This is a genomic window from Bradyrhizobium sp. Ses1 (assembly GCF_059512365.1).
The window spans coordinates 1-25,462 of the sequence record NZ_JCAMOQ010000077.1; the positions used below are offsets into that span (position 1 = coordinate 1).

Annotated in this window: 23 protein-coding genes and 1 pseudogene; 12 read left to right on the top strand and 12 right to left on the bottom strand. The window is 63.9% G+C overall.

Annotation, left to right across the window (positions count from 1 at the left end; genetic code table 11):
* Positions 1 to 71: 71 nt before the first annotated feature.
* From AC5ZG5_RS42645 to AC5ZG5_RS42655, 3 genes are all read right to left on the bottom strand, one after another.
* Entirely contained in the window at positions 72 to 983 is a 912-nt protein-coding gene (locus tag AC5ZG5_RS42645; RefSeq protein ID WP_130225597.1) for a S49 family peptidase, read from the bottom strand.
* Between the two features lie 234 nt (positions 984 to 1,217).
* Positions 1,218 to 1,994, bottom strand: coding sequence for a tRNA1(Val) (adenine(37)-N6)-methyltransferase (locus tag AC5ZG5_RS42650; RefSeq protein WP_456646639.1), 777 nt, complete (start codon positions 1,992 to 1,994; stop codon positions 1,218 to 1,220).
* Positions 1,987 to 2,214: a putative signal transducing protein gene (locus tag AC5ZG5_RS42655; RefSeq protein WP_028166900.1), complete on the bottom strand. Its 228-nt coding sequence runs from the start codon at positions 2,212 to 2,214 to the stop codon at positions 1,987 to 1,989. Before AC5ZG5_RS42655 ends, AC5ZG5_RS42650 begins: the two co-directional genes overlap by 8 nt.
* Positions 2,215 to 2,383: 169 nt before the next feature.
* Between AC5ZG5_RS42655 and AC5ZG5_RS42660 the strand changes: the two genes are divergently transcribed.
* Entirely contained in the window at positions 2,384 to 3,394 is a 1,011-nt protein-coding gene (locus tag AC5ZG5_RS42660; protein WP_456646640.1) for a polyprenyl synthetase family protein, read from the top strand.
* A 156-nt stretch (positions 3,395 to 3,550) separates the two neighbouring features.
* On the opposite strand, the gene AC5ZG5_RS42665 is transcribed toward AC5ZG5_RS42660, so the two are convergent.
* Together AC5ZG5_RS42665 and AC5ZG5_RS42670 are read right to left on the bottom strand one after the other, a co-directional pair.
* On the bottom strand, positions 3,551 to 4,438 hold the full coding sequence (locus AC5ZG5_RS42665) for a 4-(cytidine 5'-diphospho)-2-C-methyl-D-erythritol kinase (RefSeq protein ID WP_028166898.1): 888 nt from the start codon (positions 4,436 to 4,438) through the stop codon (positions 3,551 to 3,553).
* 29 nt (positions 4,439 to 4,467) lie between these two features.
* Entirely contained in the window at positions 4,468 to 6,252 is a 1,785-nt protein-coding gene (locus tag AC5ZG5_RS42670) for a tetratricopeptide repeat protein (protein WP_456646641.1), read from the bottom strand.
* Between the two features lie 69 nt (positions 6,253 to 6,321).
* On the opposite strand from AC5ZG5_RS42670, the gene AC5ZG5_RS42675 reads away from it, so the two are divergent.
* Positions 6,322 to 6,546 (top strand): hypothetical protein, encoded by a 225-nt coding sequence (locus tag AC5ZG5_RS42675; RefSeq protein WP_456646642.1) that lies wholly within the window; start codon positions 6,322 to 6,324, stop codon positions 6,544 to 6,546.
* Between the two features lie 14 nt (positions 6,547 to 6,560).
* Here the strand turns inward: AC5ZG5_RS42675 and AC5ZG5_RS42680 are convergent, their stop codons facing one another.
* A complete protein-coding gene (locus AC5ZG5_RS42680) occupies positions 6,561 to 8,219 on the bottom strand; it encodes an electron transfer flavoprotein-ubiquinone oxidoreductase (RefSeq protein ID WP_456646643.1) in 1,659 nt (552 codons plus the stop codon).
* Positions 8,220 to 8,362: 143 nt separating this feature from the next.
* Between AC5ZG5_RS42680 and AC5ZG5_RS42685 the strand changes: the two genes are divergently transcribed.
* Positions 8,363 to 9,196 carry a uracil-DNA glycosylase gene (locus tag AC5ZG5_RS42685; protein WP_456646644.1) on the top strand — a complete coding sequence of 278 codons (834 nt, stop codon included), beginning with the start codon at positions 8,363 to 8,365 and terminating at the stop codon, positions 9,194 to 9,196.
* Between the two features lie 173 nt (positions 9,197 to 9,369).
* Here the strand turns inward: AC5ZG5_RS42685 and AC5ZG5_RS42690 are convergent, their stop codons facing one another.
* The 3 genes from AC5ZG5_RS42690 to AC5ZG5_RS42700 form a co-directional block, all read right to left on the bottom strand.
* Positions 9,370 to 10,875: a glycosyltransferase family 39 protein gene (locus tag AC5ZG5_RS42690; RefSeq protein ID WP_456646645.1), complete on the bottom strand. Its 1,506-nt coding sequence runs from the start codon at positions 10,873 to 10,875 to the stop codon at positions 9,370 to 9,372.
* 87 nt (positions 10,876 to 10,962) lie between these two features.
* Positions 10,963 to 11,706 carry a ribonuclease HII gene (gene rnhB, locus AC5ZG5_RS42695; protein WP_035691520.1) on the bottom strand — a complete coding sequence of 248 codons (744 nt, stop codon included), beginning with the start codon at positions 11,704 to 11,706 and terminating at the stop codon, positions 10,963 to 10,965.
* 240 nt (positions 11,707 to 11,946) lie between these two features.
* Positions 11,947 to 13,110, bottom strand: a complete 1,164-nt coding sequence (locus AC5ZG5_RS42700; protein WP_456646646.1) for a PA0069 family radical SAM protein — start codon at positions 13,108 to 13,110, stop codon at positions 11,947 to 11,949.
* A 163-nt stretch (positions 13,111 to 13,273) separates the two neighbouring features.
* On the opposite strand from AC5ZG5_RS42700, the gene AC5ZG5_RS42705 reads away from it, so the two are divergent.
* The 3 genes from AC5ZG5_RS42705 (at position 13,274) to AC5ZG5_RS42715 (ending at position 15,131) form a co-directional block, all read left to right on the top strand.
* Positions 13,274 to 13,855, top strand: a complete 582-nt coding sequence (locus tag AC5ZG5_RS42705; RefSeq protein ID WP_130225606.1) for a glycosyltransferase — start codon at positions 13,274 to 13,276, stop codon at positions 13,853 to 13,855.
* Between the two features lie 203 nt (positions 13,856 to 14,058).
* A complete protein-coding gene (locus AC5ZG5_RS42710) occupies positions 14,059 to 14,982 on the top strand; it encodes a bifunctional helix-turn-helix transcriptional regulator/GNAT family N-acetyltransferase (protein WP_456646647.1) in 924 nt (307 codons plus the stop codon).
* 2 nt (positions 14,983 to 14,984) lie between these two features.
* Positions 14,985 to 15,131: an RSP_7527 family protein gene (locus AC5ZG5_RS42715; RefSeq protein ID WP_456671290.1), complete on the top strand. Its 147-nt coding sequence runs from the start codon at positions 14,985 to 14,987 to the stop codon at positions 15,129 to 15,131.
* Between the two features lie 152 nt (positions 15,132 to 15,283).
* On the opposite strand, the gene moaB is transcribed toward AC5ZG5_RS42715, so the two are convergent.
* Both moaB and ypfJ read right to left on the bottom strand, forming a co-directional pair.
* On the bottom strand, positions 15,284 to 15,847 hold the full coding sequence (gene moaB, locus AC5ZG5_RS42720; RefSeq protein ID WP_456646649.1) for a molybdenum cofactor biosynthesis protein B: 564 nt from the start codon (positions 15,845 to 15,847) through the stop codon (positions 15,284 to 15,286).
* A gap of 19 nt (positions 15,848 to 15,866) precedes the next feature.
* Positions 15,867 to 16,799, bottom strand: a complete 933-nt coding sequence (gene ypfJ / locus AC5ZG5_RS42725; RefSeq protein WP_456646650.1) for a KPN_02809 family neutral zinc metallopeptidase — start codon at positions 16,797 to 16,799, stop codon at positions 15,867 to 15,869.
* A 389-nt stretch (positions 16,800 to 17,188) separates the two neighbouring features.
* Here ypfJ and AC5ZG5_RS42730 point away from each other — a divergent pair, with 389 nt between their 5' ends.
* The 3 genes from AC5ZG5_RS42730 to AC5ZG5_RS42740 all read left to right on the top strand — a co-directional run bounded on the left by AC5ZG5_RS42730 (position 17,189) and on the right by AC5ZG5_RS42740 (position 19,748).
* Positions 17,189 to 18,322 (top strand): site-specific DNA-methyltransferase, encoded by a 1,134-nt coding sequence (locus tag AC5ZG5_RS42730; RefSeq protein WP_028166887.1) that lies wholly within the window; start codon positions 17,189 to 17,191, stop codon positions 18,320 to 18,322.
* A 277-nt stretch (positions 18,323 to 18,599) separates the two neighbouring features.
* On the top strand, positions 18,600 to 18,926 hold the full coding sequence (locus AC5ZG5_RS42735; RefSeq protein WP_130225611.1) for a hypothetical protein: 327 nt from the start codon (positions 18,600 to 18,602) through the stop codon (positions 18,924 to 18,926).
* 135 nt (positions 18,927 to 19,061) lie between these two features.
* Entirely contained in the window at positions 19,062 to 19,748 is a 687-nt protein-coding gene (locus AC5ZG5_RS42740; protein ID WP_456646651.1) for a glutathione S-transferase family protein, read from the top strand.
* A 100-nt stretch (positions 19,749 to 19,848) separates the two neighbouring features.
* Here the strand turns inward: AC5ZG5_RS42740 and AC5ZG5_RS42745 are convergent, their stop codons facing one another.
* Entirely contained in the window at positions 19,849 to 22,935 is a 3,087-nt protein-coding gene (locus AC5ZG5_RS42745; RefSeq protein WP_456646652.1) for a VCBS domain-containing protein, read from the bottom strand.
* A 450-nt stretch (positions 22,936 to 23,385) separates the two neighbouring features.
* Between AC5ZG5_RS42745 and AC5ZG5_RS42750 the strand changes: the two genes are divergently transcribed.
* The 3 genes and pseudogenes from AC5ZG5_RS42750 to AC5ZG5_RS42760 form a co-directional block, all read left to right on the top strand.
* A complete protein-coding gene (locus tag AC5ZG5_RS42750; protein ID WP_456646653.1) occupies positions 23,386 to 24,045 on the top strand; it encodes a FecR family protein in 660 nt (219 codons plus the stop codon).
* A 112-nt stretch (positions 24,046 to 24,157) separates the two neighbouring features.
* The gene (locus tag AC5ZG5_RS42755; protein ID WP_456646654.1) at positions 24,158 to 25,021 is read left to right on the top strand and encodes a tetratricopeptide repeat protein; all 864 of its coding nucleotides are present in this window, start codon (positions 24,158 to 24,160) and stop codon (positions 25,019 to 25,021) included.
* Positions 25,022 to 25,038: 17 nt separating this feature from the next.
* Positions 25,039 to 25,179: pseudogene (locus AC5ZG5_RS42760) on the top strand (LysR family transcriptional regulator); the annotation flags it as partial.
* Positions 25,180 to 25,462: the final 283 nt, after the last annotated feature.

Sequence of the window (25,462 nt, forward strand, 5' to 3'; positions counted from 1 at the left end):
AAGGCTTCCTCCTAAAAGAAAGCCTTGAATCACGTTCCGTCTGATTTGAGAATCCCAAGAGTCCACACAGCCTAGAACCCGAATTTGGCCCAGATCGCCCGCGTTTCCAGCGCCGAGATCAAATCATCCGGCAGTCCTCCGAGCGGGTCCAGCGCCGCCAGCGAACCCGCGCCCGGCGCCCGCCTGCCCAGGAGCCCCGACAACAGCCCGCTCGCGGGCGCGATCACCGGCGTCAGCACCTTCTCGCCGTAGCGGGCGCGGAGCGTCGAGCGGAGGTCTCCGATCCCGTCCGCTAGGCCGAGGGTGATAGAGGATTCGCCCGCCCAATATTCGCCGGTGAAGAGCACATCGTCGGCGCCTTTCAGCCGCGCGCCGCGGCTCTGCTTGACCAGCGCGATGAAAATCTCGTGGATCTCGCGCTGGATCGACTTCAGCCGCGCCACCTCCTCGGGCTTCTCGGGCAGGAACGGATCGAGCATCGCCTTGTGTTCGCCGGCGGTATAGAGCCGCCGCTCGACGCCGATCTTCCGGATCAGTTCCTGGAAGCCGAAGCTGCCGCCGACCACCCCGATCGAACCGAGGATGGAGGACGGATCGCAGAAGATCTCGTCGCCGGCACAGGCGATCATGTAGCCGCCGGAGGCCGCGACGTCCTCGACGAACACCAGGACCGGCAGCTTCTTCTCAGTGGCGAGCTGCCGGATCCGCAAATAGATCTGGCGTGACTGCACCGGCGAGCCGCCGGGCGAATTGATCACCAGCGCCACCGCCTTGGCGTTGCGGATCGCGAACGCGCGTTCGAGCGTCTTCGCGACGCCGGCGAGCGTCATGCCAGGCCGCAGCGGCGTCACCGCGCCGATCACGCCCGACAGTCGCACCACCGGTACCACAGCCATGCCACGCCGCAGCCGCGCCGGCAGCCAGCCCTCGAGCCTCTCGAGGAAGCCCGGCAGCCCGGGGCGATCAATTCTTTGTTCACTCATTCCCGTTACCTCGAATTAACCGTTTTTTATCGCACCACTGTCATCCAGTGATGGAACGCCCCTTGCATCGTGGTGTTCTAGCTGCAATCGCGCAGCGGAGAGCAAGATGAAAATCTATCTGCTGATTTTGCTGATCGGTACCCTGCTCGCGGCGGTTCACTTTACCGCAGCACCCGAACGGCAATCGGACAGGCTCCCGCAGCAGTAACACGACACGTCCGCGGTCCGGCATCTTCATCCGGCGAGCGGCAATATCCCCTTCCCCATCAAGCTCTCCTGTACCTCTTTATTAGGCACGCCCGACTCGTCATTGAGCACGAGAGCGGCATGGAGGCGCGTCGGCGCGCGGCCACCTTTGACCGCGCGAAGCAGGATGCGGCCCGCCGCCGCGGTCACATCGGCGTGAACGGGCAGGATTTCGAGGCTGCCGAATCCGCGATCGAGCGCGGCCAGCACCTCGGCGATGCCATCGGCGCGCCAGATCAGCGTCAATTCTCCCCCGGATTTCAGGATGCGCCGCGCGGCATGGATCCAGCCCGGCAGGGTTTTCGCCGACGCGATGTGCGCGACCTCGCGGGCCCGGTCCGGCGAAGCGCGGTGGCGCCTGGAATCATTGAAAGGCGGATTCATCAGCACGACATCGACGCTATCGGGCGGCAGGCCGGCGGCGGCAAAGGCCTCCGCTGACGATTCGACGTCGAGCACGATCACCTCAGCGGCAATCGCATTGGCGGCGGCGTTCGCGCGCGCCAGTGCCGCAAGCTGCGCGTCGATCTCGACCAGCACTAGGTCGATGCCGGCAACGCGTTTGGCCAGCGCAAGGCCGGCGGCGCCGACGCCCGCGCCGAGATCGACCACGCAATCGCCGTGACGCGCGCGCGTCGCGGCGGCGAGCAGCATGGCGTCATGCCCGGCGCGGTGACCCGACTTGAGCTGTCGCAGCAGCAATCGTCCGCCGAGAAAGGCGTCCTCGCTGACGTCGTCACCGTGCTCGGTGACGTCTTCACTCATCGGCGCGCAATTCATGCGCGAAACCCGCATCGGCCAACAACTCGCGCGCGGCGCGGTTGTCGTCCTCATGGACCAGGATCCGCCGCGGCAGGATGCCGAGCGATCCCTCGATGACGCTCATGTTCTGGTCCAGCACCAGATGATGGATATTGGCGCTGTCGAGCAATGCTGTGATCGCAGACACCAGCACCATGTCATTGGTTCGGACCAATTCCCGCAAGTGTTCGTTCTCCATGTTTCATGCCCAGCGCAGACCATGCGACAGATGTCAACAGCTTCGTACTATTGCCGCCCCAGCGCGCAGTTTCTATTGTAGCCTTCAGGCGCGGTGATCGAGTTGCCGGATCACGCCCTAGGATAGTGTGAATTCGGCAAATTTGGAGACCAGCGTGGCGGTTATTGTCCCCTTTGAAAACCCGTCGAACGCTTCGATAGACCCGCTGGTCACCCTGGTCGCCGCCGACATGGAACGCGTCAATGCGACCATCCTGACGCGGACCGGCTCCGAGGTCACCATGATCCCGGAGGTCGCCAACCACCTGATCTCCTCCGGGGGAAAACGCCTGCGGCCGATGCTGACATTGGCGATGGCCCAGCTCTCCGGCTATTCCGGGGACGGCCATATCAAGCTCGCCGCCGCCGTCGAGTTCATGCATACCGCAACCCTGCTGCATGACGACGTGGTCGACGAAAGCGAGCTCCGGCGCGGCAAATTGTCGGCACGGATGCTCTGGGGCAACGAGGCCAGCGTCCTGGTCGGCGACTTCCTGCTCGGCCAGGCCTTCCGCATGATGGTCGAGGTCGGCTCGCTGCGCGCGCTCGACATCCTCTCCTCCGCCGCCGCCACCATCGCCGAGGGCGAGGTGATGCAGCTTGCCGCCGCCAAGAACACCGCGACCACCGAGGATGAATATCTCGCCGTGATCCGCGGCAAGACCGCGGAATTGTTCGCCGCCGCCTGCGAGGTCGGCCCCGTCATCGCCAACCGGCCGAAGGCGGAGCAGACCGCCTGCCGCTCGGTCGGCATGAATCTCGGCATCGCCTTCCAGCTCGTCGACGACGTGCTCGACTATGGCGGCAAGTCCGCCAAGCTCGGCAAGAATGTCGGCGACGATTTTCGCGAGGGCAAGATCACGCTGCCGGTGGTGCTGGCCTTCCGCCGCGGCAATGACAGCGAACGCGAGTTCTGGGTCCGGGCGCTGGAGCAAGGCGAGATCCGCGGCGGCGATCTCGACCACGCCATCGGCTTGATGACCAAGCACCGCGCGCTCGAGGACACGCTGACCCGCGCCCACCACTACGGCGCCATGGCCGTCGACGCGCTGGCGCTGTTTCCGCCCTCCCCGATGAAGACCGCCCTGGAGCAGGTCGTAGCGTTCTGTTTGGCGCGATCGCATTGAGCGACGCGTAGGAGCTGGAATCGTAGGGTGGGCAAAGCGCAGCGTGCCCACCCTACGGGCCACACCGTCATTGCGAGCGAAGCGAAGCAATCCATCTCACCGCTTGGCGAGATATGGATTGCTTCGTTCGCTTCGCTCCTCGCAATGACGGCGGCGCTAGCTCAGCACGCCCGAATGCACCCACCAGATGGGGTGCTGGCGGCGCAGCTTTTCGGCGGCGCGCTGGGCGTCGGCGGTGTTCTCGTAGATCGCAAAGCATGTGGCGCCGGAGCCGGACATCCGCGCGAGCCAGGCGCCATCGGTGGCGTTGAGCGCGGCGATCACCTCGCCGATCACCGGCTGGATGCGCACCGCCGGCGCTTCCAGGTCGTTCGAGCTGCCGGCAAGGGCCTCGACCCATTCTTCGAGCGAGCCGCCCTGCTCCGGCCAGGACGGCGCCTGCAGCATCACGTCGGTGGCGCCGACCAGGAGGTCGCCGGGGCGCAAGCCAAGCTCCGCGAACACGTCCTTGGTGGCCACGGGGATCCGCGGATTGACCATGACGCACGGCAGCTTCGGCAGGTTGAGCGGCATCAGCGTCTCGCCGACCCCGGTCATGTCGCAGGCATGCGAGGCGACGCAGACCGGCACGTCGGCACCGGTTTTCAGCGCAACGTCGCGCAGACGCTCGTCGTCGAGGGCGAGATCGTTCAGTCGCGCGAGCAGCCGCAGCGCCGCCGCGGCATCGGCCGAACCGCCGCCGATCCCGGCGGCCACCGGCAACACTTTCTCCAGCACAAAGCTGCCGGCCTTCAGGCCGGGAACGCGCTCGCCGAGCAGGCGCGCGGCCTTCAGCACGAGATTATCAGCGGTCTCGCCGCAGGCCTCCGCCATCGGCCCTGACGTCGTGAGCGTGAGTTCTTCGCCCGGCGTCAGCGTCAGGCGATCGGCACAATCGGCGAACGCCACCACGCTTTCAAGGTCGTGATAGCCGTCGACGCGCCGCCCGATCACCCGCAGGGTCAGGTTGACCTTGGCACGTGCGTCCTCAATCAGCGCCGGCATCGACAAACCGCCCCCTTAATAGCTTTGGATCAGCCGCCCTTGCCGTCTTCTTTCTTCTTCTCGACGGCGGCGGCGTTGTTAGAGGCGTCCTCCGGCAGGCCGTTCTCGATCTTGGCTTCGATCTTCGGCAGTTCGTCGGCCTCCGGCTTGAGGTCGCGCGCATGCGCCCACTGGAACTTGGCTTCGAGCGTGCGGCCGACCCGCCAATAGGCATCGCCGAGATGGTCGTTGATGGTCGGATCTTCCGGCTTGAGGTCGATGGCGCGCTCGAGCTGCTTCACTGCCTCATCGTAATTGCCGATGCGGTAATAGGCCCAGCCGAGCGAATCCACGATGTAGCCGTCGTCGGGGCGCTGCTCGACGGCACGCTTGATCATCTTCATGCCTTCGTCGAGATTGATGCCCTGATCGATCCAGGAATAGCCGAGATAGTTCAGCACGTGCGGCTGCTCGGGCTGCATCTCCAGCGCCTTGCGCATGTCGGCTTCGGCCTTGGTCCACTGCTTGGAGCGCTCCTCGCAGATGCCGCGGTAGTAGTAGGTAACCCAGGCGTTCTTGTCGCCGGCCGTCGGCATGGCATCGATCGCCTGCGTGTAGGTGCCGGCGCAATCGGCGAACTTCTTGCGGCCACGCTCGATATTGCCGAGCGCCATGATGGCCTCGATGTCCTTCGGCGATTCGGCGGTGAGCTCCTTCAGGATCTTGATAGCCTCGTCGCTGCGGTCGGCGGCGTCGAGATCGGTCGCAAGCTGGATCTGCGCGTTGCGCTTCAGCGGCGATGAGGCCGGCATCCGCTCATAGATCTTGATCGCCATCTGCGGTTTCTTGACGCTCTCATAGAGGTCAGCGAGCGAAAGCAGCGCCAGCGGATGATTGGGCTGCAGGTACAGCGCAAGCTGCAGATAGACCAGCGCCAGATCCTCGCCGCCGCGGCGCGTCAGCGTCGCGCCGATGCCATAGAGCGCTTCGGCCGCACCAGACTGCGCCGAATCGACCAGCGGCGATAGCTTCTTGCCGGCCTTGGCCTCGCGGATGCCCTCCTGCACCAGCGGATGGCGCGGCAACTTCTTGTCGAAGGCCTCATAGAGGGACGTAGCGGCAGCCGCATCCTTGTTGCGCGACGACCAGCGCGCATATTCGTCCACGATCCGCAACATGGAATCATCGAGCTTGTAGGCGCGCTCGAAGCGGGTGCCCGCGTCCTTCTCCTTGCCGGAAAGCTCCAGGATCATGCCGGCGTGGAGATCCTTGAACAGCGGATACCATTCCGGGCCGGTGAGCTTGTCGATGTTGGCGACCGCCACCTTGGCATCGCCCGCGCCATAGCTCGCCCAGGCTGCCAGCAGCGTCGCGACCAGGTCGGTGATCGGTCCGCGGATCGACTGGTTGACGTTGACCTGCGCGGCCGCGTACTTCTTCAGCTTCAGGTCGCGCACGCCGACGACGAGCCGCGCGACGCGGTTCGACTTGTCCTGCGCGAGGATGCGGTCGGCGAGCTTGACGGCCTCGTCGATGTCGCCTTCGGCCAGCGAGGAGATGAAGGCGCGGTCGAGCAATTCGTTGTTCTTCGGATCGGTGCGGAGTGCCGAGCGGTAAAATGCCGCAGCGGAGGCCGCATCGCGCTCGACGCTGGCGTGGCGGGCGGCGAGATAGCTGCCGGCCGTGGTCAGCGATTTCAGGTCGTTCTTGGTCGGAAACTGCGCCGCGTTGTCGGCGGGATGATCCGGCGTCTGCGCATAGAGCGCGCCAGGTGCGGCGAGCACGGCCAGGCTGAGAGCAGCAATCGTCCAGCGGTTAAAGCGTGTAGAAAGCATCACGGTTCGCCTTGCTCCAAGGGATTTACGGCGGGATTAACGGCGGCGATCTCTCAGGATCAGTGTCGAATGCAAACCCAAGCGGCGGCATCCCGGCCAGCGACAATGCCGTTTTTGGCCTTCAACCGCAAGGACACGGGTGGCGAATCGATTGGCAGATTGGCCTTCGAAGCCGCCGATTTAGCCAACAATACCGGAAAACGCTTCCAGTGTGGCGGTATCGTGGCCGGTGCGGCCCGATTATCGGAGCATCCACTCACGCAATTGTGGTCACCCCCGGCTTTATATCGCTGATTGCACCACCAAGGTCACATCGCCTCATAGTTCGGCCCGCCGCCGCCCTCGGGCGGAACCCAGGTGATGTTACCGTTCGGGTCCTTCACGTCGCAAGTTTTGCAGTGAACGCAGTTTTGCGCGTTGATCTGGAAACGCGGCCCTGAGGCTTCCTCGACCCATTCATAAACGCCGGCCGGGCAATAGCGGTTGGACGGGCCGGCATAGACGTCGTGCTCCGACATCTTCTGCAGGTTCATGTCGGCGACCTTGAGATGGACCGGCTGGTCCTCCTCATGGTTGGTGTTGGAGAGGAACACCGAGGACAATTTGTCGAACGAGATCTTGCCGTCCGGTTTCGGATAGGCGATCGGCGCGTGCTGTTTCGCCGGGTCCAGCGTCTTGCGGTCGGGCTTGGCGTGCGACTGGGTTCCGAACAGCGAGAAGCCCAGCGTGTTGCACCACATGTCGAAGCCGCCGAGTGCCACGCCGAGGATGGTGCCGAACTTCGACCACAGCGGCTTGACGTTCCTGACACGATGGAGGTCCTTGCCGATGGCGGACTCGCGCCAGGCGTTTTCATACTCCACGAGCTCGTCATTGGCGCGGCCGGCGCCGATCGCCGCCGCCACATGCTCCGCAGCGAGCATGCCGCTGCCCATCGCGTTGTGGACGCCCTTGATGCGCGGCACGTTGACGAAGCCGGCCGCGCAGCCGATCAGCGCGCCGCCCGGGAAGGTCAGCCGCGGCACCGACTGGTAGCCGCCTTCGGTGATGGCTCGCGCGCCATAACCGAGCCGCTTGCCGCCTTCGAGCACGGCGCGGATCGAGGGATGCGTCTTGAAGCGCTGGAATTCGTCGAACGGCGACAGATACGGATCGTCGTAGTTGAGATGCACGACGAAGCCGACCGCAACGCGGTTGTCGTCGTAGTGATAGAGGAACGAGCCGCCGCCGGTGGAATTGTTGAGCGGCCAGCCGAAGGAATGCTGGATCAGGCCCTTCTGGTGCTTGGCGGGATCGATCTGCCACACCTCTTTCAAGCCGATGCCGAATTTCGGCGGCTCGCTCTTGGCATCGAGCTGATACTTCGCGATGAGCTGCTTCGACAGGCTGCCGCGCGCGCCTTCGGCGAACAGCGTGTATTTGCCGACGAGCTCCATGCCGCGAGTGTAGGAGTCCTTGTGCGAGCCGTCCCTGGCGATGCCCATGTCGCCCGTGGCGATGCCGCGCACATTGCCATTATCGTCATAGAGCACTTCGGCGGCAGCAAAGCCCGGATAGATTTCGACGCCCAGCGCTTCCGCCTTCGGCGCCAGCCAGCGGCAGACATTGCCGAGCGAGCCGATGTAGCAGTGATGATTGTTCATCAGCGGCGGCATCATGAAGTTCGGCAGCCGGATCGCGCCGGCAGCCGTCATCCAGTAGAAGCGGTCGTCCTTCACCTGGGTCTTCAGCGGACAGTCGGCATCCTCGCGCCAGTCCGGAATCAATTTGTCGAGCGCCGCCGGATCGATCACCGCGCCGGAGAGGATATGCGCGCCGACCTCGGAACCCTTCTCCACCACGACGATGCTGAGATCGGGATTGAGCTGTTTCAGCCGGATCGCAGCCGAGAGGCCCGACGGTCCGGCGCCGACGATCACGACGTCGAATTCCATGGATTCGCGGGGCGGTAATTCTTCGGTGCTCATGGTCTCTTCTCAGCCCGGTTGAGAACGCTTCTAATTCGTTAGGCTGCGTTGTTTCCGATTTTTGTCGCGAGGACAACCATTGAAATGCATTTCGCGACGGCGCGATGCATCCTAAATTGCGGGCGGAGGACTTGTATCCCACCATGACGCCCGAGCCTGCCCCTACCTTAAAGCAATTGCTGGCCTTTTACCTGGAGGCCGGGGTCGATTGCGCGCTTGTTGACGAGCCGATCAACCGGCTTGCGGAGGCCGAGCCTGTTCCCGCCGCACCGCCGCGCGAGGGGGCGTCGCCGCGTCCTCAGCGCGAGATGCCGCCTGCGGCGCCGGCAGTTCCGCGCAGCGAAATCACCATCCCGCCGGATGCGGCGGTTGCGTCTGCACGCGAGGCGGCACGGACCGCGCCGACGCTGGACGCGCTGCGGACGCTGCTGGCGAATTTCGACGGCTGCGCGCTGAAGCATACCGCGACCAAGCTTGTGTTCGCCGACGGCAATCCGGCGGCACGGGTGATGTTCGTGGGCGAAGCGCCCGGGCGTGACGAGGACATCGAGGGCCTGCCCTTTGTCGGCCGCTCCGGCAAGCTCCTGGACCGGATGATCGCGGCGATCGGGCTCGACCGCAGCAAGGCCTATATCGCCAACGTGATTCCGTGGCGGCCGCCCGGCAACCGCACGCCGACGCCGCAGGAGACGCAGGTGTGCCTGCCCTTCATCCAGCGCCAGATCGAATTGGTGAATCCCGACGTGCTGGTCACGCTCGGCAATCCCTCGACACAGGCGCTGATCGGCACGCGCGAGGGCATCATGCGCACCCGCGGCAAATGGTTCGACTACGACACCGGCACCCGGACAATCCGCGCCATCGCCACCTTCCACCCCGCTTATCTCCTGCGCTCGCCCTCCTACAAGCGGATGTCGTGGCAAGACCTCCGCGCCATCGCGAAGGCGCTGGGGCAGCAGAGTTCGTCCTCATCCTGAGAGACCGTAGGATAGGCACGCTGCGCTTTGCCCACCCCACGCTTTCCCCTCATCCTGAGAAGCCTGCGCAGCAGGCGTCTCGAAGGATGGCCACGGGCGAGACTGGGGCCTCATGGTTCGAGACGCGCGAAGACGCGCTCCTCACCATGAGGGGCTGACGGCGAGAAACAGGCCTACGGCCCCTTCGGCCGCACGATGGCCCAGCCGATCCTGAGCAGCGGCTGACGGCCGTTGACCAGCCATTCGAACGATCGCGGCACTTCCGGCACCAGGTCCGGGAAGCGTTGCGCGATCTCGGGCGGCGGCGCGCCCGACGTATCGGACGCGCGCCAGACGATCAGTCCGCCGGTCTCATTAAGCTTCGCCGGCGAGAGCCAGGGCGTCCGCGGCCTTCCGTCGAGCAACAGATGCGGGCGCCGCGGGTCCATCGCGATCAGGCGCGCCAACTCGGGATCGCCGGCCACCGCGCGCAACCGCTGGTTGGTGCGCCGCTCAAAACTGTCGGCGAAGAAATGCCCGATCGAGGCCGCCGGCATCGAGGTCCGTACTTCGGCTGTGCCGGTCCAGGGCACGAACAGCGTCGCCGCGACGACGGCCAAGGCGGGCGCGGCAATCGCCGCCGCCCAGGCCGAGCGCAACAACCGCTGGCGGTAGAGATGGATGAGATCGCCGGCATTGACGATCACCGCCAATCCCGACAGCAGCAGCGCGACGCCGGCGCCGCCGACCACGTGGTCGAGATGGAACAGGCCGGCGAGCAGGCTGCCAATCAGCGCCGGCGCGAAGGCGAAGAAATAGACGAACTGCCGTCCCAGGGGATCGAGCGGCGGCCGGCCGATGATCGGCGCCTCCTCCGGCTTGCGGGCGAACCAGGGAGAATTGACGACGAGGAGCAGCGCGATGCCGGCCATCGACACCACCAAGCCGCCGAGCAGGACCCCGGAGCGCGTCACCCGCGCGCGCAAATCCGCGACATCAGGCAGCGGCGGCAGCGTCACAACATCCGAGCGCATCAGCCAGATCAGGTAAGGCAGCGCCAGCACGATCACCACGAGCAGCGCAAACAGCGGATCAAGCGAGGCCAGCGTGCGGCGTCCGCGTGCAGTCGCCAGCGCAAAGGCCAGGACCAGCAGGATCATCCCGATCGCCACCGGTGTCGTCAGCAGCAACAGGCCGCAATCGATCGACCACGCGAACCAGGCGCTGCGCCGGTTCTGGCCGAACAATTGCCAGGAATGTAGCAGCAACAGCGCCCAGAGCGGTCGCGCCAGCACCAGCGGCCCGAACTCGAGGCCGGGCGAAGAGAAGGCGGTGACCGTCATCGTCAGCAGCACCGCGAGCACCGCCTGCTGTCCGCCAATGATGGCGCGGCCAAGGTGATAGAGGCTCACGAAGGTCGCGATCGCGCAGATCTGCGCCAACAGATAGATGCCGAAGACGTGATTGCCGGCGGCGCGGAACGCGATGTCGGCGAGCCAGAAGGCGAGCGGCGGGCCGAGATCGGTGCCGACCTGGTATTCGCGGCCGAAGGCGAGCACGGTCGCGACATCGCCGGGCGGGCTGCGATAGATCAACAGCGGCACCAGCAGCCACAGCGCGGCCTGCGCCAGCACCACGATCCAGACCACGAGCCGCGGCCGGGCGCGGATCAGTTCGACGACCAGGGAGGTGAAACGCATGCGCCCAAAATGCCCGGAACCAGCCCTGTGTGCGGCCTCAATCGATCCCGAGATTGATAAAGGGCCGACGCGATGGAGGCAACGGGGCTAGGCAGCCGTCGCCTCGGCCTCGATCGTCGGGTCCACCGTGAAGAGATCGGGCTCGATCGTTTCCGGAAAATGCTTCTGCCGCGCGGCGATCACGGGCGCGAAGAAGCTGCGGTGATGCGCGCTCGGGCCGAGGCGATCCAGCGCCTCCAGATGTTCCGGCACCGCATAGCCCTTGTGCTGTTCGAAGCCATAGCCGGGACAATCCAGCGCCAGCGCGCACATCAGCCGATCCCGCGTCACCTTGGCGATGATGGAAGCGGCTGCGATCGACATCACGATGCCGTCACCGCCGATCACGGCCTCACAGTCGCAAGTCACGGCGACCTTGTCGCGGCCGTCGACGAAGACATGCTTGGGTGCCTCCGGCAGCGCCTGCACGGCGCGCGCCAACGCCCAGAGCGAGGCGCGCAGGATATTGTCGCGATCGATTCGCGCCGGCGAAGCGAAAGCCACCGCAAACGCCGACGTCGCGCAGATCTGCTCAAACAGCTCTTCGCGCCGTTCCGCCGTCAGCCGCTTCGAATCGTCGATGCCTTTCGGAATCCGCTTCGGGTCGAGCACCACGGCCGCGGCGACCACGGGACCTGCCAAGGGACCGCGTCCGGCCTCGTCGCAGCCGGCAATCGGCCACACCCCGCGCTTGATCAGCGCGCGCTCGCGCCGAAAGCTCGGCGGCGTCACAGCGATCACGCCCTTTGCCGGTTTGACCGGCTTTTTCTTCTCAGACTTGTCCCGACTCATGGGCGCGACTGTGCTGAAGCAGCCGCCGCCGCGCAACCGGGAACCCGGCGCTCGTCCCCATTATTCAGCTTTTTGAGGCAGACATTCCGATCTTTCCTCCGTCATTGCGAGCGCAGCGAAGCAATCCACCTCTCCGCTTGCGGAGATATGGATTGCTTCGTCGCGGAGCCTGTCATCGGGCCCGCCAGAGGCGGGACCCGTTGGCTCCTCGCAATGACGGAGAGGGACGCAATGACGGTCCTAAAACAACCTCAACTGCTCGCCGCTCTGCTTGGGCTTGACGAAATGGTCGGTCGTCAGCTTCGAGCGGCGCTTGTTCAGGCCGAGCTTCTCGCAGGCGATCTCGAACCTGCGGCCGATCATCCAGGCCATCGGCCCGGTGCCCTTCATCCGCGTCCCCCACTGCGAGTCGTAGTCGCGCCCGCCGCGCATATCGCGGATCAGGGTGAAGACGTGACGGTAGCGGTCCGGGTAGTTCGCGAGCAGCCATTCCCGGAACAGGTCGCGCACTTCCAGCGGCAGCCGCAGCAGCACGTAACTTGCTTCCTTGGCGCCGGCATGCGCCGCCGCATCGAGGATGCGCTCGATCTCCGAATCGTTCAGCGCGGGGATCACGGGCGCCACCATTACGGTGGTGGGGATGCCGGCATCCGAAAGTCGCTTGATCGCCTCCAGCCGCTTCGGCGGCGTCGAGGCGCGCGGCTCCATGGTGCGCGCCAATTTGGCATCGAGCGTCGTCACCGACAGCGCGACCTTGACCAGATTGCGCTTCGCCATCCGCTGCAGGATGTCGATGTCGCGCACGACCAGCGCCGACTTGGTGACGATGCCGACCGGATGGCCGGCGCGCTCCAGGGTTTCGAGGATGCCGCGCATGATCTTGTGTTCGCGCTCGATCGGCTGGTACGGATCGGTGTTAGTACCGATCGCGATCATGCGCGGCTCATAGCCCGGCGCGGCGAGTTCCTTCTCGAGCAGCGCCGGCGCATCAGGTTTTGCCAAAAGCTTCGATTCGAAATCCAGTCCTGGCGACAGGCCGAGATAGGCATGGGTCGGCCGCGCGAAGCAGTAGACGCAGCCATGCTCGCAACCTCGGTACGGATTGATCGAGCGGTCGAAGCCGATATCGGGCGAGTCGTTGCGCGCGATCACCTTGCGCGAGGTGTCGAGCGAGACAGTGGTCTTGAACGGCGGCAGGTCTTCCAGGCTCTGCCAGCCGTCGTCGAACGTAACGCGCGCCTCGGCCTCGTAACGGCCGCTGGCATTGGATTGCGCGCCGCGGCCGCGCCGCCGTTCGCGCTCGATCGCGACCGCGAGTTCGGGAAACGCGGAGGGCGCACCCGCCGGTGTGGAGGGCGCCGTCACCGGCGGGTGCTTGAGGGCATGAGAGGATGCTCGGCTCATGCTCCGAAGCTAGCACGTCGCAAGAACAAATCAAGAACGCATTCGCGAAATTCCACAGCGGCGCTGCCGCAAAAAACTGCACCCCTACGGCTGTTTTGATTGTGACAAGGTGATAACAATTTTCGAGCTTTCCACCCATTTTGAGCCAACGAAGCCGCTGTTGATGCTGAGCGTGATTATTCCGACTGAAGGCGACGAGCGGACCGCGGTCGCGACTCTTGCGGCGCTGGTTCCGGGCGCCGCGGCCGGGGTCGTGAAAGAGGTACTGCTGGTCGATCGCGCCAAGGACGGCGCCAAGACCGACGTGATCGAGCGCGTCGCCGATGTCGCCGGCTGCCGCTTCATGGCCTTCGACGGCAGTCGCGCCGCAGCGCTGGCGGCCGGCGCCCGTCAGGCGCGCTCGCCCTGGCTGATGTTCCTGCATGCCGGCGCCGTACTCGACAGCGGCTGGATCGAGGAGACCGCCCAGTTCATCCAGGGCGTCGCGATGAGCGGCCGGCCGCGCGCCGGCATCTTCCGCTACGCCCGCTCGCCCTATGCCGACGCACGCCTGCGGGACAGCTTCAAGTTCGTCGCCCGCATGCTGACCGGCCCGACTGCCGAACAGGGCCTCCTGATCGCGCGCGATCACTATGAGCAGCTCGGCGGCTACCGCCCGGATGCCCCCCGCTCCGAGGCGCGGCTATTGCGGCAGCTCGGCCGCTCCTCCCGCACCATGCTGCGCAGCCGGATCATCGTGGCGTAGTTCCTTACGCTTCCCTCGTCATTCCGGGATGCGCCAAAGGCGCAGGCCCGGAATCCATCGGGCCGCAAGCCAAGTGGGTAAATGGATTCTCTGATGTGCAATTGCACATCATAGCTCGCGCTTCGCGCGCCCCGGAATGACAGCGCCTGATACTTGCCAAAGTCAAATAATTGTTTGACAATGGCAACTATCGAGGTGCCCCTATGTCAGAGCCGGATTCCGAAACCCAAATCGCCGCGGTGCGGGCGTTCAATCGCTTCTACACCCGCAAGCTCGGCGTCCTCGACCAGCATTTATTGAAAAGCCCGTTCTCGCTCAGCGAGGCGCGGGTGCTTTATGAGCTAGCCCATCGCGAGGAGATATCGGCAAAGGAGATCGGGACCGAGCTCGGGCTCGATCCCGGCTATCTCAGCCGCATCCTGCAGAAATTCGACGAGGACGGGCTTTTGACCCGACGCCCGCTCGCCTCCGACCGCCGGCAATACCAGCTCGGCCTCACCGCAAAGGGGCGGCAGACCTTTGCCAGGATCAACCGCACCTCGCATGACGAGGTCGCGGCGATGCTGGCACGGCTTCAGCCGGACGATCGCGTCCGCCTGACCGGAGCAATGGGCACGATCGAGCGGCTGCTCGGCGAGACCGCAGCCCCGCGCGCGGTGCTGCGCGATCCGCGGCCGGGCGATATGGGCTGGGTGGCGCAGAGCCATGGCGCGCTCTACGCCAGCGAATACGGCTTCGATTCATCTTTCGAGGCGCTGGTCGCCGAGATCGTCGCAAAATTCCTGACCTCGTTCGACGCCTCGCGCGAACGCTGCTGGATCGCCGATCTCGAAGGTGCGCCGGTCGGCTCGGTGTTCCTGGTCAGGCATTCCGACGACGTCGCCAAGCTCAGGCTGCTCTTGATCGACCCTGCCGGGCGCGGCCAGGGGCTCGGCAAGCGGCTGGTTGGCGAATGCATCAGCTTCGCCAGGGCCTGCGGCTACCGCAAGATCACGCTCTGGACCCAGAGCATCCTGATCGCCGCGCGAAAAATCTATCAGGACGCGGGCTTCGTGCTGGTGAAAAGCGAGCCGCACCGCAGCTTTGGGCAGGACCTCGTCGGCGAGACCTGGGAGCGGACGCTGTGAAGTTGACGCGCCGCGATCCCGCGCGGCGCATCACGCCGGAGCTGCTTGCCTTCTATATCAAGCGAGCGCACGCGCTTCGTGCCGAGGCTTATCGCGATATGACGCGCGCGTCGTGGGATTGGCTGATGAAGGTCATTCACAAGCGTTGATGTTGCCACCAGCGTCATTCCGGGGCGCGCGTCAGCGCGAACCCGGAATCCATTTTGCCGCCTGCGCAACCGGCCCAATGGATTCTCTGATGTGCAATTGCACATCATAGCTCGCGACTTCGTCGCGCCCCGGAATGACGGCTGTGGTGAACCTAAACAGTTGCGCCTTGCGCCTTCGGCCGGCGCAAATGCTCATCCAGCCGCGGCATGATCTCGACGAAATTGCAGGGGCGCGTGCGGTAGTCGAGCTGCGCCGCCAGAATCCCGTCCCAGCCATCGCGGCAGGCGCCGGGCGAGCCGGGCAGGCAGAAGATGTAGGTCGCGCCCGCAACGCCTGCGGTGGCGCGGCTCTGGATCGTCGAGACGCCGATCTTGGCGTGGCTCAGCATGTGGAAGGCGATCGAGAAACCGTCCATCCGTTTCTCGAACAGCGGCTCGATCGCTTCCGGCGTCACATCCCGGCCGGTGAAGCCGGTGCCGCCAGTGGTGATGATCGCATCGACGCCGGCGTCAGCGATCCAGCGCGCCACGACCGTGCGGATCGCCTCGACGTCGTCGGTGACGATCTCGCGCGCCGCAAGCTTGTGGCCGGCGGCCGTGATGCGATCGGCCAGAGTCGTTCCGGACTTGTCGTCGGCGAGCGTCCTTGTGTCCGATATCGTCAGCACCGCGATGTTGAGCGGAATGAACGGCTTTGTTTCATCTGTGGAGGCCATGACAATCGCTATCCAAATCTCACAGCGCCCCTTGGCCAAAGGTGTTGCAGGCCGACACCGTGCCTTGCTGGTAGCCGGTCATGAACCATTGCCGCCGCTGCTGCGCCGAGCCGTGGGTGAAGGAGTCCGGCACCACCCTGCCCGTCGCCTGGCGCTGCAGCGTATCGTCGCCGATCGCGGTTGCCGTCTTGAGCGCCGCGTCGATGTCGCCGGCTTCGAGGAAGCCCGGCCGCTTCTTCTCCTCGCGGTTGACCCAGACGCCGGAGAGGCAGTCGGCCTGCAGCTCGACCTTCACCTGCAGCGCATTGGCCTCGGCCTTGCTGTCGGCTGCCTGTTGCAGCCGCGTCACGCGTGGGATGATGCCGAGCAGGTTCTGCACGTGATGGCCCGCCTCATGGGCGATGATATAGGCCGCGGTGAACTGGCAGGCGCTGCCCGAGCAGCCACGGAACCGCGTCTCGACCTCGCGGAAGAAGGCGGTGTCGAGATAGATGGTCTTATCCGGCGGGCAGTAGAACGGTCCCATCGCCGACTGCGCCATGCCGCAGCGGCCGCCATTGGTGGCGTTGCGGAACAAGACGATCTTCGGACCGGTGAAGGTCTGGCCATTGGCCTGGAAGATCTCGGTCCAGCGATCGTCGATCTCGCCCAGGATGCCGGAGATCATGCTGCCCATTTCGTCGGTCGGCGCGCCGGTCTTGCCGGACGCCGTCCGGCGATCGGTCTGGTAGGTCGGCGCCTGTCCGCCGCCGGTCAGGATTTCGGCGCCGCCGATCAGGATGCGCGGGTCGATGCCGAAGGCGTAGCCGAGCAGGCCGAGCACGATGATGGTGCCGATGCCGAGCCCGCCGCCGCCCATGGGGATGCCGAAGCCGCCGCCGCCGCCTCCGCCGCCACCCTGGTCGCGACGATCCTCGATGTCGTCGCTGCGACGGAAATCATCGTAACGCATGGCGGTTTTCCCTTAAGTCCTAACCTGTGTAAACGCGGAACAGACGTAAAATTTCCGTTCCGTTAATCAATAGCCTGCCCGGCAATTATTGCCTAGTGCGACGGCACGCCATCCGCGCATGGCTGATGCGGCCAACGTCGTCACGAATCGCATGAGCTTGCCTGCAACGAACTCGATGTCCGATTCCGCCGTCGCTGGCGCAATTCGCATAACGCATGCTGCGAGGCAGCACTCGATTTCAAATCCGAAAACGCACGATCGAAATGCGCAGAACTTGTCGCGTGGCATTTTCGATTAAGTCGATTTTTACTTTGGCGGATCATGGTGTCGCCAGTCGGTTGTTTAGTCCCGCGTCGCCGACAGCGTCGCCTGAGTCAGAGTTATGAGTCATGGTTGAGTCGCGTCGCGGGGCGTCTGCAAGGGCGCCCCGCACTAAATTTGAATCCACGTCTCCGAGTCGAATCGTCATAGGCGATTGCGTCGCCGAGATGTCGAAGCTTGCAGCCGGTTCTGTCGACGTCGTGTTCGCAGACCCACCCTACAATCTGCAGCTCAAGGGCGACCTCAAACGCCCCGACGAATCCCATGTCGATGCCGTCAATGACGACTGGGACAAGTTCTCCTCCTTTGCCGCCTATGACGACTTCACGCGCGCCTGGCTGCTCGCCGCCCGCCGCGTCATGAAGCCGTCGGCGACGATCTGGGTGATCGGCTCCTATCACAATATCTTCCGCGTCGGCGCCATCATGCAGGACCTCGGCTTCTGGCTCCTGAACGATATCGTCTGGCGCAAGTCGAACCCGATGCCGAATTTCCGCGGCCGCCGCTTCACCAATGCGCACGAGACCATGATCTGGGCCGCGCGTGACGAGAAGGCCAAGGGCTATACCTTCAATTACGAAGTGCTGAAGGCAGCGAACGAGGACGTGCAGGCGCGTTCCGACTGGCTGATCCCGCTCTGCACCGGCGAAGAGCGCCTCAAGGGCAAGGACGGCAAGAAGGTGCATCCGACGCAGAAGCCCGAACAGCTTCTCGCGCGCGTGCTGCTCTCCTCCTCGAAGCCCGGCGACCTCGTGCTCGATCCCTTCAACGGCACCGGCACCACCGGCGCCGTGGCAAAACGTCTCGGCCGCCGCTATCTCGGCATCGAGCGCGACGCAGCCTATGCCGCCGCCGCCGAAGCGCGCATCGCCGCCATCGAGCCGCTGCCGCAGGAAACGCTCGCGCCGTTCATGACTGCGCGCGAGGCGCCGCGCGTCGCCTTCTCCGAACTGATCGAGCGCGGCATGATCATGCCGGGCGCGAAACTCGTCGACGCCAAGAAGCGGGTCGGTGCCCTCGTGCGCGCCGACGGCGCCATCATGCTAGGGGACAAGGTCGGCTCGATCCACCGCATCGGCGCGGTCGCCCAAGGCTCGGGTGCCTGCAACGGCTGGACCTTCTGGCACGTCGAGACCAAGAACGGCCTCAGGCTGATCGACGAACTGCGCGCCGAAATCCGCTCCGGGATGGCGGTGGGCTGAGCCTCCTCAATATCCTCCGTCATTCCGGGGCTCGCGAAGCGAGAACCCGGAATCCATTTCACCACCTGCGCCTGAGGCACAATGGATTCCGGGCCTGCACCTGACGGCGCATCCCGGAATGACGAAAGAAGTTCTGTTCACTTCTTTGCTTCCGGGCCAACAAGCTAAGCTGCACAGCAAGCCACGATGACGCCGTGTTGAACGCTCTTGCCTTGATTCGGCGCGAACAAAGGGCCTAGCATCCAACAACTGGTCGCTGTTTCGATTGGATTGCCCGATGCGCAGACAATCCGAGACGTTGCTGCTTGTGCCGCTGTTGCCGATATTCTTTGTCGGCATGTTCCCGATATTGCTTTTTGGCCTGCTCGGCTTTTTCGGCCTCGGCATCTTCGGCGTCCTTCTCGTCTCCGTCGGACTGACGAGCGCGTTGGAGGCGCATGGCCAGTTCACCGAGGACATCATTACGCACGGCTATGGGCGCAGCGCCGAGCGTGCCGCCCACGCCACCGATCTGCAAACCGCGACGCGCTTCGCCGCGCTGTTGGACGCAGCAGGGATCGCGCTGATCGTCGCCAGCGCGGTTGGCTTTATGTACTTCGGCTGATCGCCAAGCCGCCCGAGGCGCTTTCACAAATTCATCGCTTGCGCGCTCCGCCCGATGTGGCGCATGAGTGCGGCCCGCGGCCCATGCGGCTCGCGTCCCGATATGGTCGGCAACAAAACAAACGGAGCCTTTGAGATGCTCAAATTCTACTTCAACGGAGCACCGAACCCGAACAAGGTCGCACTGTTCCTGGAAGAGTCCGGCCTCGCCTTCGAGGCAATACCGGTCGACACCCGCAAGGGCGAGCAGTTCAAGCCGGAATTTTTGAAGGTCAACCCGAACGCCAAGGTGCCGGCGATCGACGATGACGGCGTGTTCGTGTTCGATTCCAACGCGATCCTGCTCTACCTTGCCGAGAAGACCGGAAAATTCCTGCCCACCAACACGCCGGCGAGCCGCGCCGGGATGCTGTCCTGGCTGATGTTCATCGCCACCGGCCTCGGCCCCTATTCGGGTCAGGCGGTGCATTTCAAGACGGTGGCGCCAAAGGAGCTGGAATACGCACATAACCGCTACCAGTACGAGGCGAACCGCCACTACAAGATTCTTGACGACCACCTCGCCAAGAGCCGCTACATGGTCGGCGACACCTACACCATCGTCGACATGGCGCTCTGGGGCTGGGCGCGGCTGGGGTCGTTCGTGCTCGGCGAGGAAGCTTACGCCAAGTACCCGAACGTCAAGCGCCTGGTCGACGAGATCTCCGCGCGGCCGGCGGCCACCCGCGCGATCGCATTGAAGGACAAGTTCACCTTCAAGGCCGAGCTGGACGAGGAAGCGAAGAACTTCATGTTCGGCCACCTCAAAACCAAGGTGGCTTAACCGCCCTTCCGGCGCGCCGGCGTATGCCGGCGCGCGAGGTCGGCCAGGTGGACAGGCGTGCGGGAGCAAGGAAACCGCGCGCCGTGCCCACCTGATTCCGTCAGATCATCAGATCGTGCATCCCGTGGGTGATCGCGGCGCTCCCGACAAGCTCGGAAGCCGGGCCATAATGATCGGCCGTGTGTTGTCCATGCAGCAACGCCTCGATTGCTTGTGCTGCCTCCGGTCCGTGGATTGCTGCAGCGTCTTCCGGATGACTGCTCGATGCCGGGCCGTGGCCCACATTTCCGAGGTCGAAGCCATTCGAAGCTCCAGGATCGTAGCTCGTCTCCTTGAAGTGGAACGAATCTGCAAGGGGGCCGCCATGCTTGGCGAAGGCACCCCCATTCGCATTCAGGCTCGCGGCCGTTGGCCCATTCGCCTCCGATGCTTTCGCGACTCCCGAGGGCCCGCCGGTTGAGCCGCCATCGATTGCATCGCCATGAGTCGCGGCGGCATTAGAAGAGCCGCCGTTCGTCGGTAGCTCCTTGTCGGTTTTGTCATTCAATGCAACGGTGGAACTCGGTGCAGCCTCGATCTTCCCCGTGGCCAAATGATCGAAATCCCTGAGGTCTGCGTCGTTGGCGCCTTTGATGGTGATCGTCACCACCTGCGCGGTGCCATCTATGGTCTTCACCGTGAAGGTGTCGGTCAGGTGGTCGCAGGCGTCGAGCGCCTGCACCGTGCAGTTGCTATTGTCGAGCGTGTAGGTCCACACGCCGGCCGCCGTCATCGTGAAGGTGCCATAGCCGCCATCGCTCTTCATCGGCGAGCACACCGCGGTGAAGGTATTCGCCGGATTATCAACGTCGGTATCGGTAAGCGCGCCGGTCGCGGTTGGCGTGCCGGGCGTATCGCAGCCAGCTTCCGTCACCGTCCCGGTCGTCGTGCCCGAAACCACGGCCGCGTCATTGGTGCCGTGGATGGTAATCGTCACCACTTGTGCGCTGCCGTCGATGCTGGTCACCGTGAAGCTGTCGGTCAGGTGGTCGCAGACGTTGAGCGCCTGCACCGCGCCGTTGGCGTTGTCGAGCGTGTAGGTCCACACGCCGGCCGCCGTCATCGTGAAGGTGCCGTAGCCGCCATGACTTGCCGTCGGCGAGCTGACCGCCGTGAAAAGATCGGCCGGATTGTCGACGTCGGTGGCGGCGAGCGCGCCGGTCGCGGTCGGCAGGCCCGGCTTGGCATTGGCGACGCCCCCGGCCTCGATCACGCAGCCGGTGGTGGCGCCGGAAATGACGGCCGCGTCGTTGGTGCCATTGATGGTGATCGTCACCACTTGCGCGGTGCCGTCCGCGGTGGTCACCGTGAAGGTGTCGGTCAGGTGGTCGCCGACATTGAGCGCCTGCACCGCGCGGTTGGCGTCGTTGAGCGTATAGGTCCAGACACCGGCCGCGGTCATCGTGAAAGTGCCGTAGCCGCCATGACTTGCTGTCGGCGAAGTGACCGCCGTGAAGGTGTTGGGCGCATTGTCGACGTCGCTATCGGTGAGCGTGCCGGTCGCGGTCAACTTGCCGGGCACGGCACCGCTCGCCTCGATCACCGAGCCGGTCGCCGCGCCGGAGATGATGGCCGCGTCATTGGTGCCGTTGATGGTGATCGTCACCACCTGAGGGGTGCCATCCACGGTGGTCACGATGAAGGTGTCGGTCAGATGGTCGCCAACATTGAGCGCCTGCACCGCGTGGTTGGCCTCGTTGACCGTGTAGGTCCACACGCCGGCCGCCGTCACCGTGAAGGTGCCGTAGCCGCCGGCGCTCGCCTTCGAGCTGACCACCGTGAAGGTATTCGGCGGATTGTCGACGTCAACGTCGGTAAGCGTGCCGGTTGCGGCAGGCATACCGGACCCAGCGCTGCCCGTCTCGATCACCGCGCCGGTCGTGGAGCCCGAAATGATGGCCGCGTCGTTGACGCCATCGATGGCGATCGTGAAGACCTGATTGGACGAGAGTGTGCCGTCTGACACCGTGATAATGAAGCTTTCGGTCGTCGGCGCAGTCAGCGCATTGATCGCGCCGCTGTCCGGAACGAACGTGTAGGCGCCCGTCGCGCTGTTGAGGTAGAGCCTGCCATAGGGACCGGCGCTGGATACATCGTATGTCACCCCTCCCAGCACCGTGCTGCCGGCGATTCCGCCACTGATGCCGAAGGTCAGTGCGGCGCCGCTGTTGGAGCTGCTGGCAACGAAAGCTCCGCTCGTTGCGGCAAAGTGGTCAAACACCGATGTATCGATCTCCGTCGGTCCCGCCGCGAGGGTGAACACCGGCGGCGAACGCAGGACAAACAGATCAGGAACTACCGTCGACGATGGCAGCGGCGGGAGCGAATTATGGATCTGGAGAATGTCGGTCTGAATAAAATTGATCGGCTGCACCGGCAGCACATTGATCGTCGATGGAGGCGTGCTCGACCCGGGCGCCACCTGTTCCTTCGCGAAATTGGCCAGCACGTCCTGCTGGGCGGCATGCAACTCCTCCATGCGAGTCGCACTATTCGCGGTCTGGTTGACGCTGACCGAGGACCCTCTCCTGCTCAGGATGGTCGTCTCTCCGGGATCCTCGACAATGATGTGTCGCGGGATCGGCTCTTTGGTCACGAGTTCGAATACGCCATGCTCGAGATCCTTGTATGCGATACTGTCGTCATCGAGATATGTGACGTCCGGCTCTGCAGCATGGACTACTTCGTTCATGACGGCGAAGGCCAGCGCCGCGAGCGTCAACGTGCCGATCCCGCCGCCATGAGCGCGGCCCCGAATGCTTCCAACAGGCGTATCAACCGTGAGGCAACCGGTCGTTGCCACCCGTCCGGCAACGAAAGCGAAAGTGCCTCTGGTCACGCCAAACAGGGCCGAGCGCGAGGTGCCGTCGGCATTACAGATCAATTCGTTCAAGACCAGACGAGTGCCGGGAGAGAGGTTGAACACGGTGCCGTCGATAAAGCGAAGTCCGACCTGAGCGTCGTCCGCCGTCTCGATCACGTCTCCCTGATAAACGGGATCGCCAGCCGTGAGTTGAACGGCGATGCCGGCCGCACGGCTGAGGGTGCAGCGACCGATCGCGATCTGAACATGGCCTATGATCTGGGGAGGCTGGGCGACAATGGCGTTGCAGTCGCCCCCGGACTCGACGCAAGACGCAACGAACATGGCTTCGACCTCGCCTGCTGAGTACTTTCAGGCCCAGCGTGGTGCCGCACTTTTCTTGCTCTGGCTTTGCCTACGCCATCAAGTCAAAACAATCCTCGCGTCGGCAACCCTAGGCTAGCCCGCCGCAACTTCCTGATCCAAATTTAATCAAACCTATCCGTAACATCCGACGCATTCAATGCACGAATTAAATCGCCCGCACAGGAATTAAATCACTTTTTCCTGGAGCGGGTCGCTTCCCTCTCTGGATTGCCGCAATTGCGGCCCCCTCGAGATGCAACGTTTTGGTAGCATTGAACCGGCTCCGGGATTAATGTGACAAAAAATAAACGGGGTGGCCGCTCATGGCCGCCCTGGCGTTGCGCGTACTGCATAATTACGGCGACCTGACTGATCCATTGGGTCAGTGAGCTGTCACGCGGCAAGAAAGATCTTCTCAGGAAGGGGATCATGTGCACGCACACGATTATCGCGTCGGTGGCGGGTTTGGTTCTGGCACTCGCCAGCCTTTTGTTTGATGCAGCCGATGCGCAGACCAATCCTCCCGCGCCCGCTGTTCAGGATCTCGCATCAGCAAAACCCATCGGAACAGTTGTAACCACGACCGGCTCGGTAACGATCGAGCATGCGGGTGCGATGGTCATTCAGGCAAATGTCGCCGGCCAAATCGTCGAGACGAAGGTGGGTGATATCGTTTACCTCGGCGATGTGGTCCGGACCGGAGCCGATGGCCGGGTCGGTATCAACTTTGCCGACGGCAGTTCGTTCAAACTATCGAGTAACGCCCGCATGACGTTGGACGAATTCGTGTACGACCCGAATGGGAAATCCAACTCGACCTTGTTCAATCTGACCAACGGAACACTTACGTTTGTCGCCGGCAATATCGCGAAGTCCGGCGACATGAAGGTCGATACCCCCGTCGCAACGATGGGTATTCGGGGCACGACTCCACATGTCGAAATTTCGGATGACGGGACAGTCAAGTTTTCAACCCTTATCGAAGAGGGCAAGAACAAGCTTACGAAAAAGTCCGGCCCATCTGCAGCGCAGCAGTCCGAACAGAAAGCCAATCGCAAGTCCAATCTGAATATCTGCCGAGGGTGCTAGACCGATTTATTCCGAAGTCAGTCTCAGCGCAGGGCCCCAGCAGGACGTGACGCCTTTCCGCGGAAAACTGATGACCGCGGATTCCTCAATTTCCAAAATCAGGAAGCCTGATATGGACGCCAGTACGAGGGGAGGCATCGTTGACGGCGTCGCATGCATGCTCATCCTGCTGCTGCTCGGCTCACCCGCGGCGGCGCAGGAGGATGCGAAGAAGAGCAACTATCTGACCGACATTGCGTTGTGCAACGGCACGGATCAAGCCTCGCTTGAAGCCCGTGTCAATGGCTGCACGGCGCTCATCGCTTCCGGTCACGGCAAGACAGCTGCCTTGGCAATCGCCTACAACAATCGTGGCAACGCTTATGCGGCAAAGGGAGACTACGACCGCGCCATCCAGGATTTCGATCAATCGATCCAGCTCAATCCAACCTACGTCAAGGCCTTCAACAATCGCGGCGCGGCTTATTTGAAGAAAGGCGAATACGATCTCGCCATCAAAGCTCTCGATGGCGCGATCCAGCTCAATCCCAGCTACGGCAGCGCTTTCGCCAACCGTGCCAGAGCCTACCTGAAAAAGCACGAATACGATCGCGCGGCGCGGGACTATGACGAGGCAATTCGTCTCGAACCCGATTTGGAAGCCGTGTGGAGCGGACGCTGTTGGACGCAGGCCATCCTCGGCGCACTGGAGGCGGCACTGCAGGACTGCAACAAGGCGCTTCAATTGGCGTCGAACAACGCCGCGACGTATGACTCACGCGGGCTGATCTACCTCAAAATGGGCAAATTCGACGCGGCTATCGATGATTACAGCTCTGCGCTGCAACTCGATCCGAAGCTGGCGAGCGCACTCTATGGGCGCGGGCTTGCCAGGCTGAAGACGGGCGACAAAGCGGGCAGCAACGCCGATATCGCATCGGCAAAGACGATCCAGGTCAAGATCGGCAGCGACTTCACGCGCTATGGTGTGCGGTAGGCACCAGCGACGGTTAGAAGCGCGAAGCGTTCCTGGCGGCGAGACATGTCGCCGTCGTGATCCGCGGCCAGAACGAGGACCTGATCGATGGCTGGCTGCGCTCCAAGGGCATTGAGCGGCGCAGCGCTCTTGTCGTGCCCGGCTATATCGAGGCGCTGAAAATGTAGGTCTGCGTCAGGGAACGCAGCGAGGTCACGACCCTCCGTCATTCCGGGGCGCGCCCCTTGGCGCGAACCCGGAATCCATCGGGCCACAGACGCAAGCGGCGAAATGGATTCCGGGCTCGCGCTTCGCGCGTCCCGGAATGACAGATGCAGTCGGCGCGATTTTCCTCAATCCGATCAACCTGATTTGGCCTGTCTACCCCTCGCGCGAAAAACATTCCGCTTCCGCCGTCGGGCAAATCAGTGATTTAACTCCGCGCGTCTCATCCGAATGAGG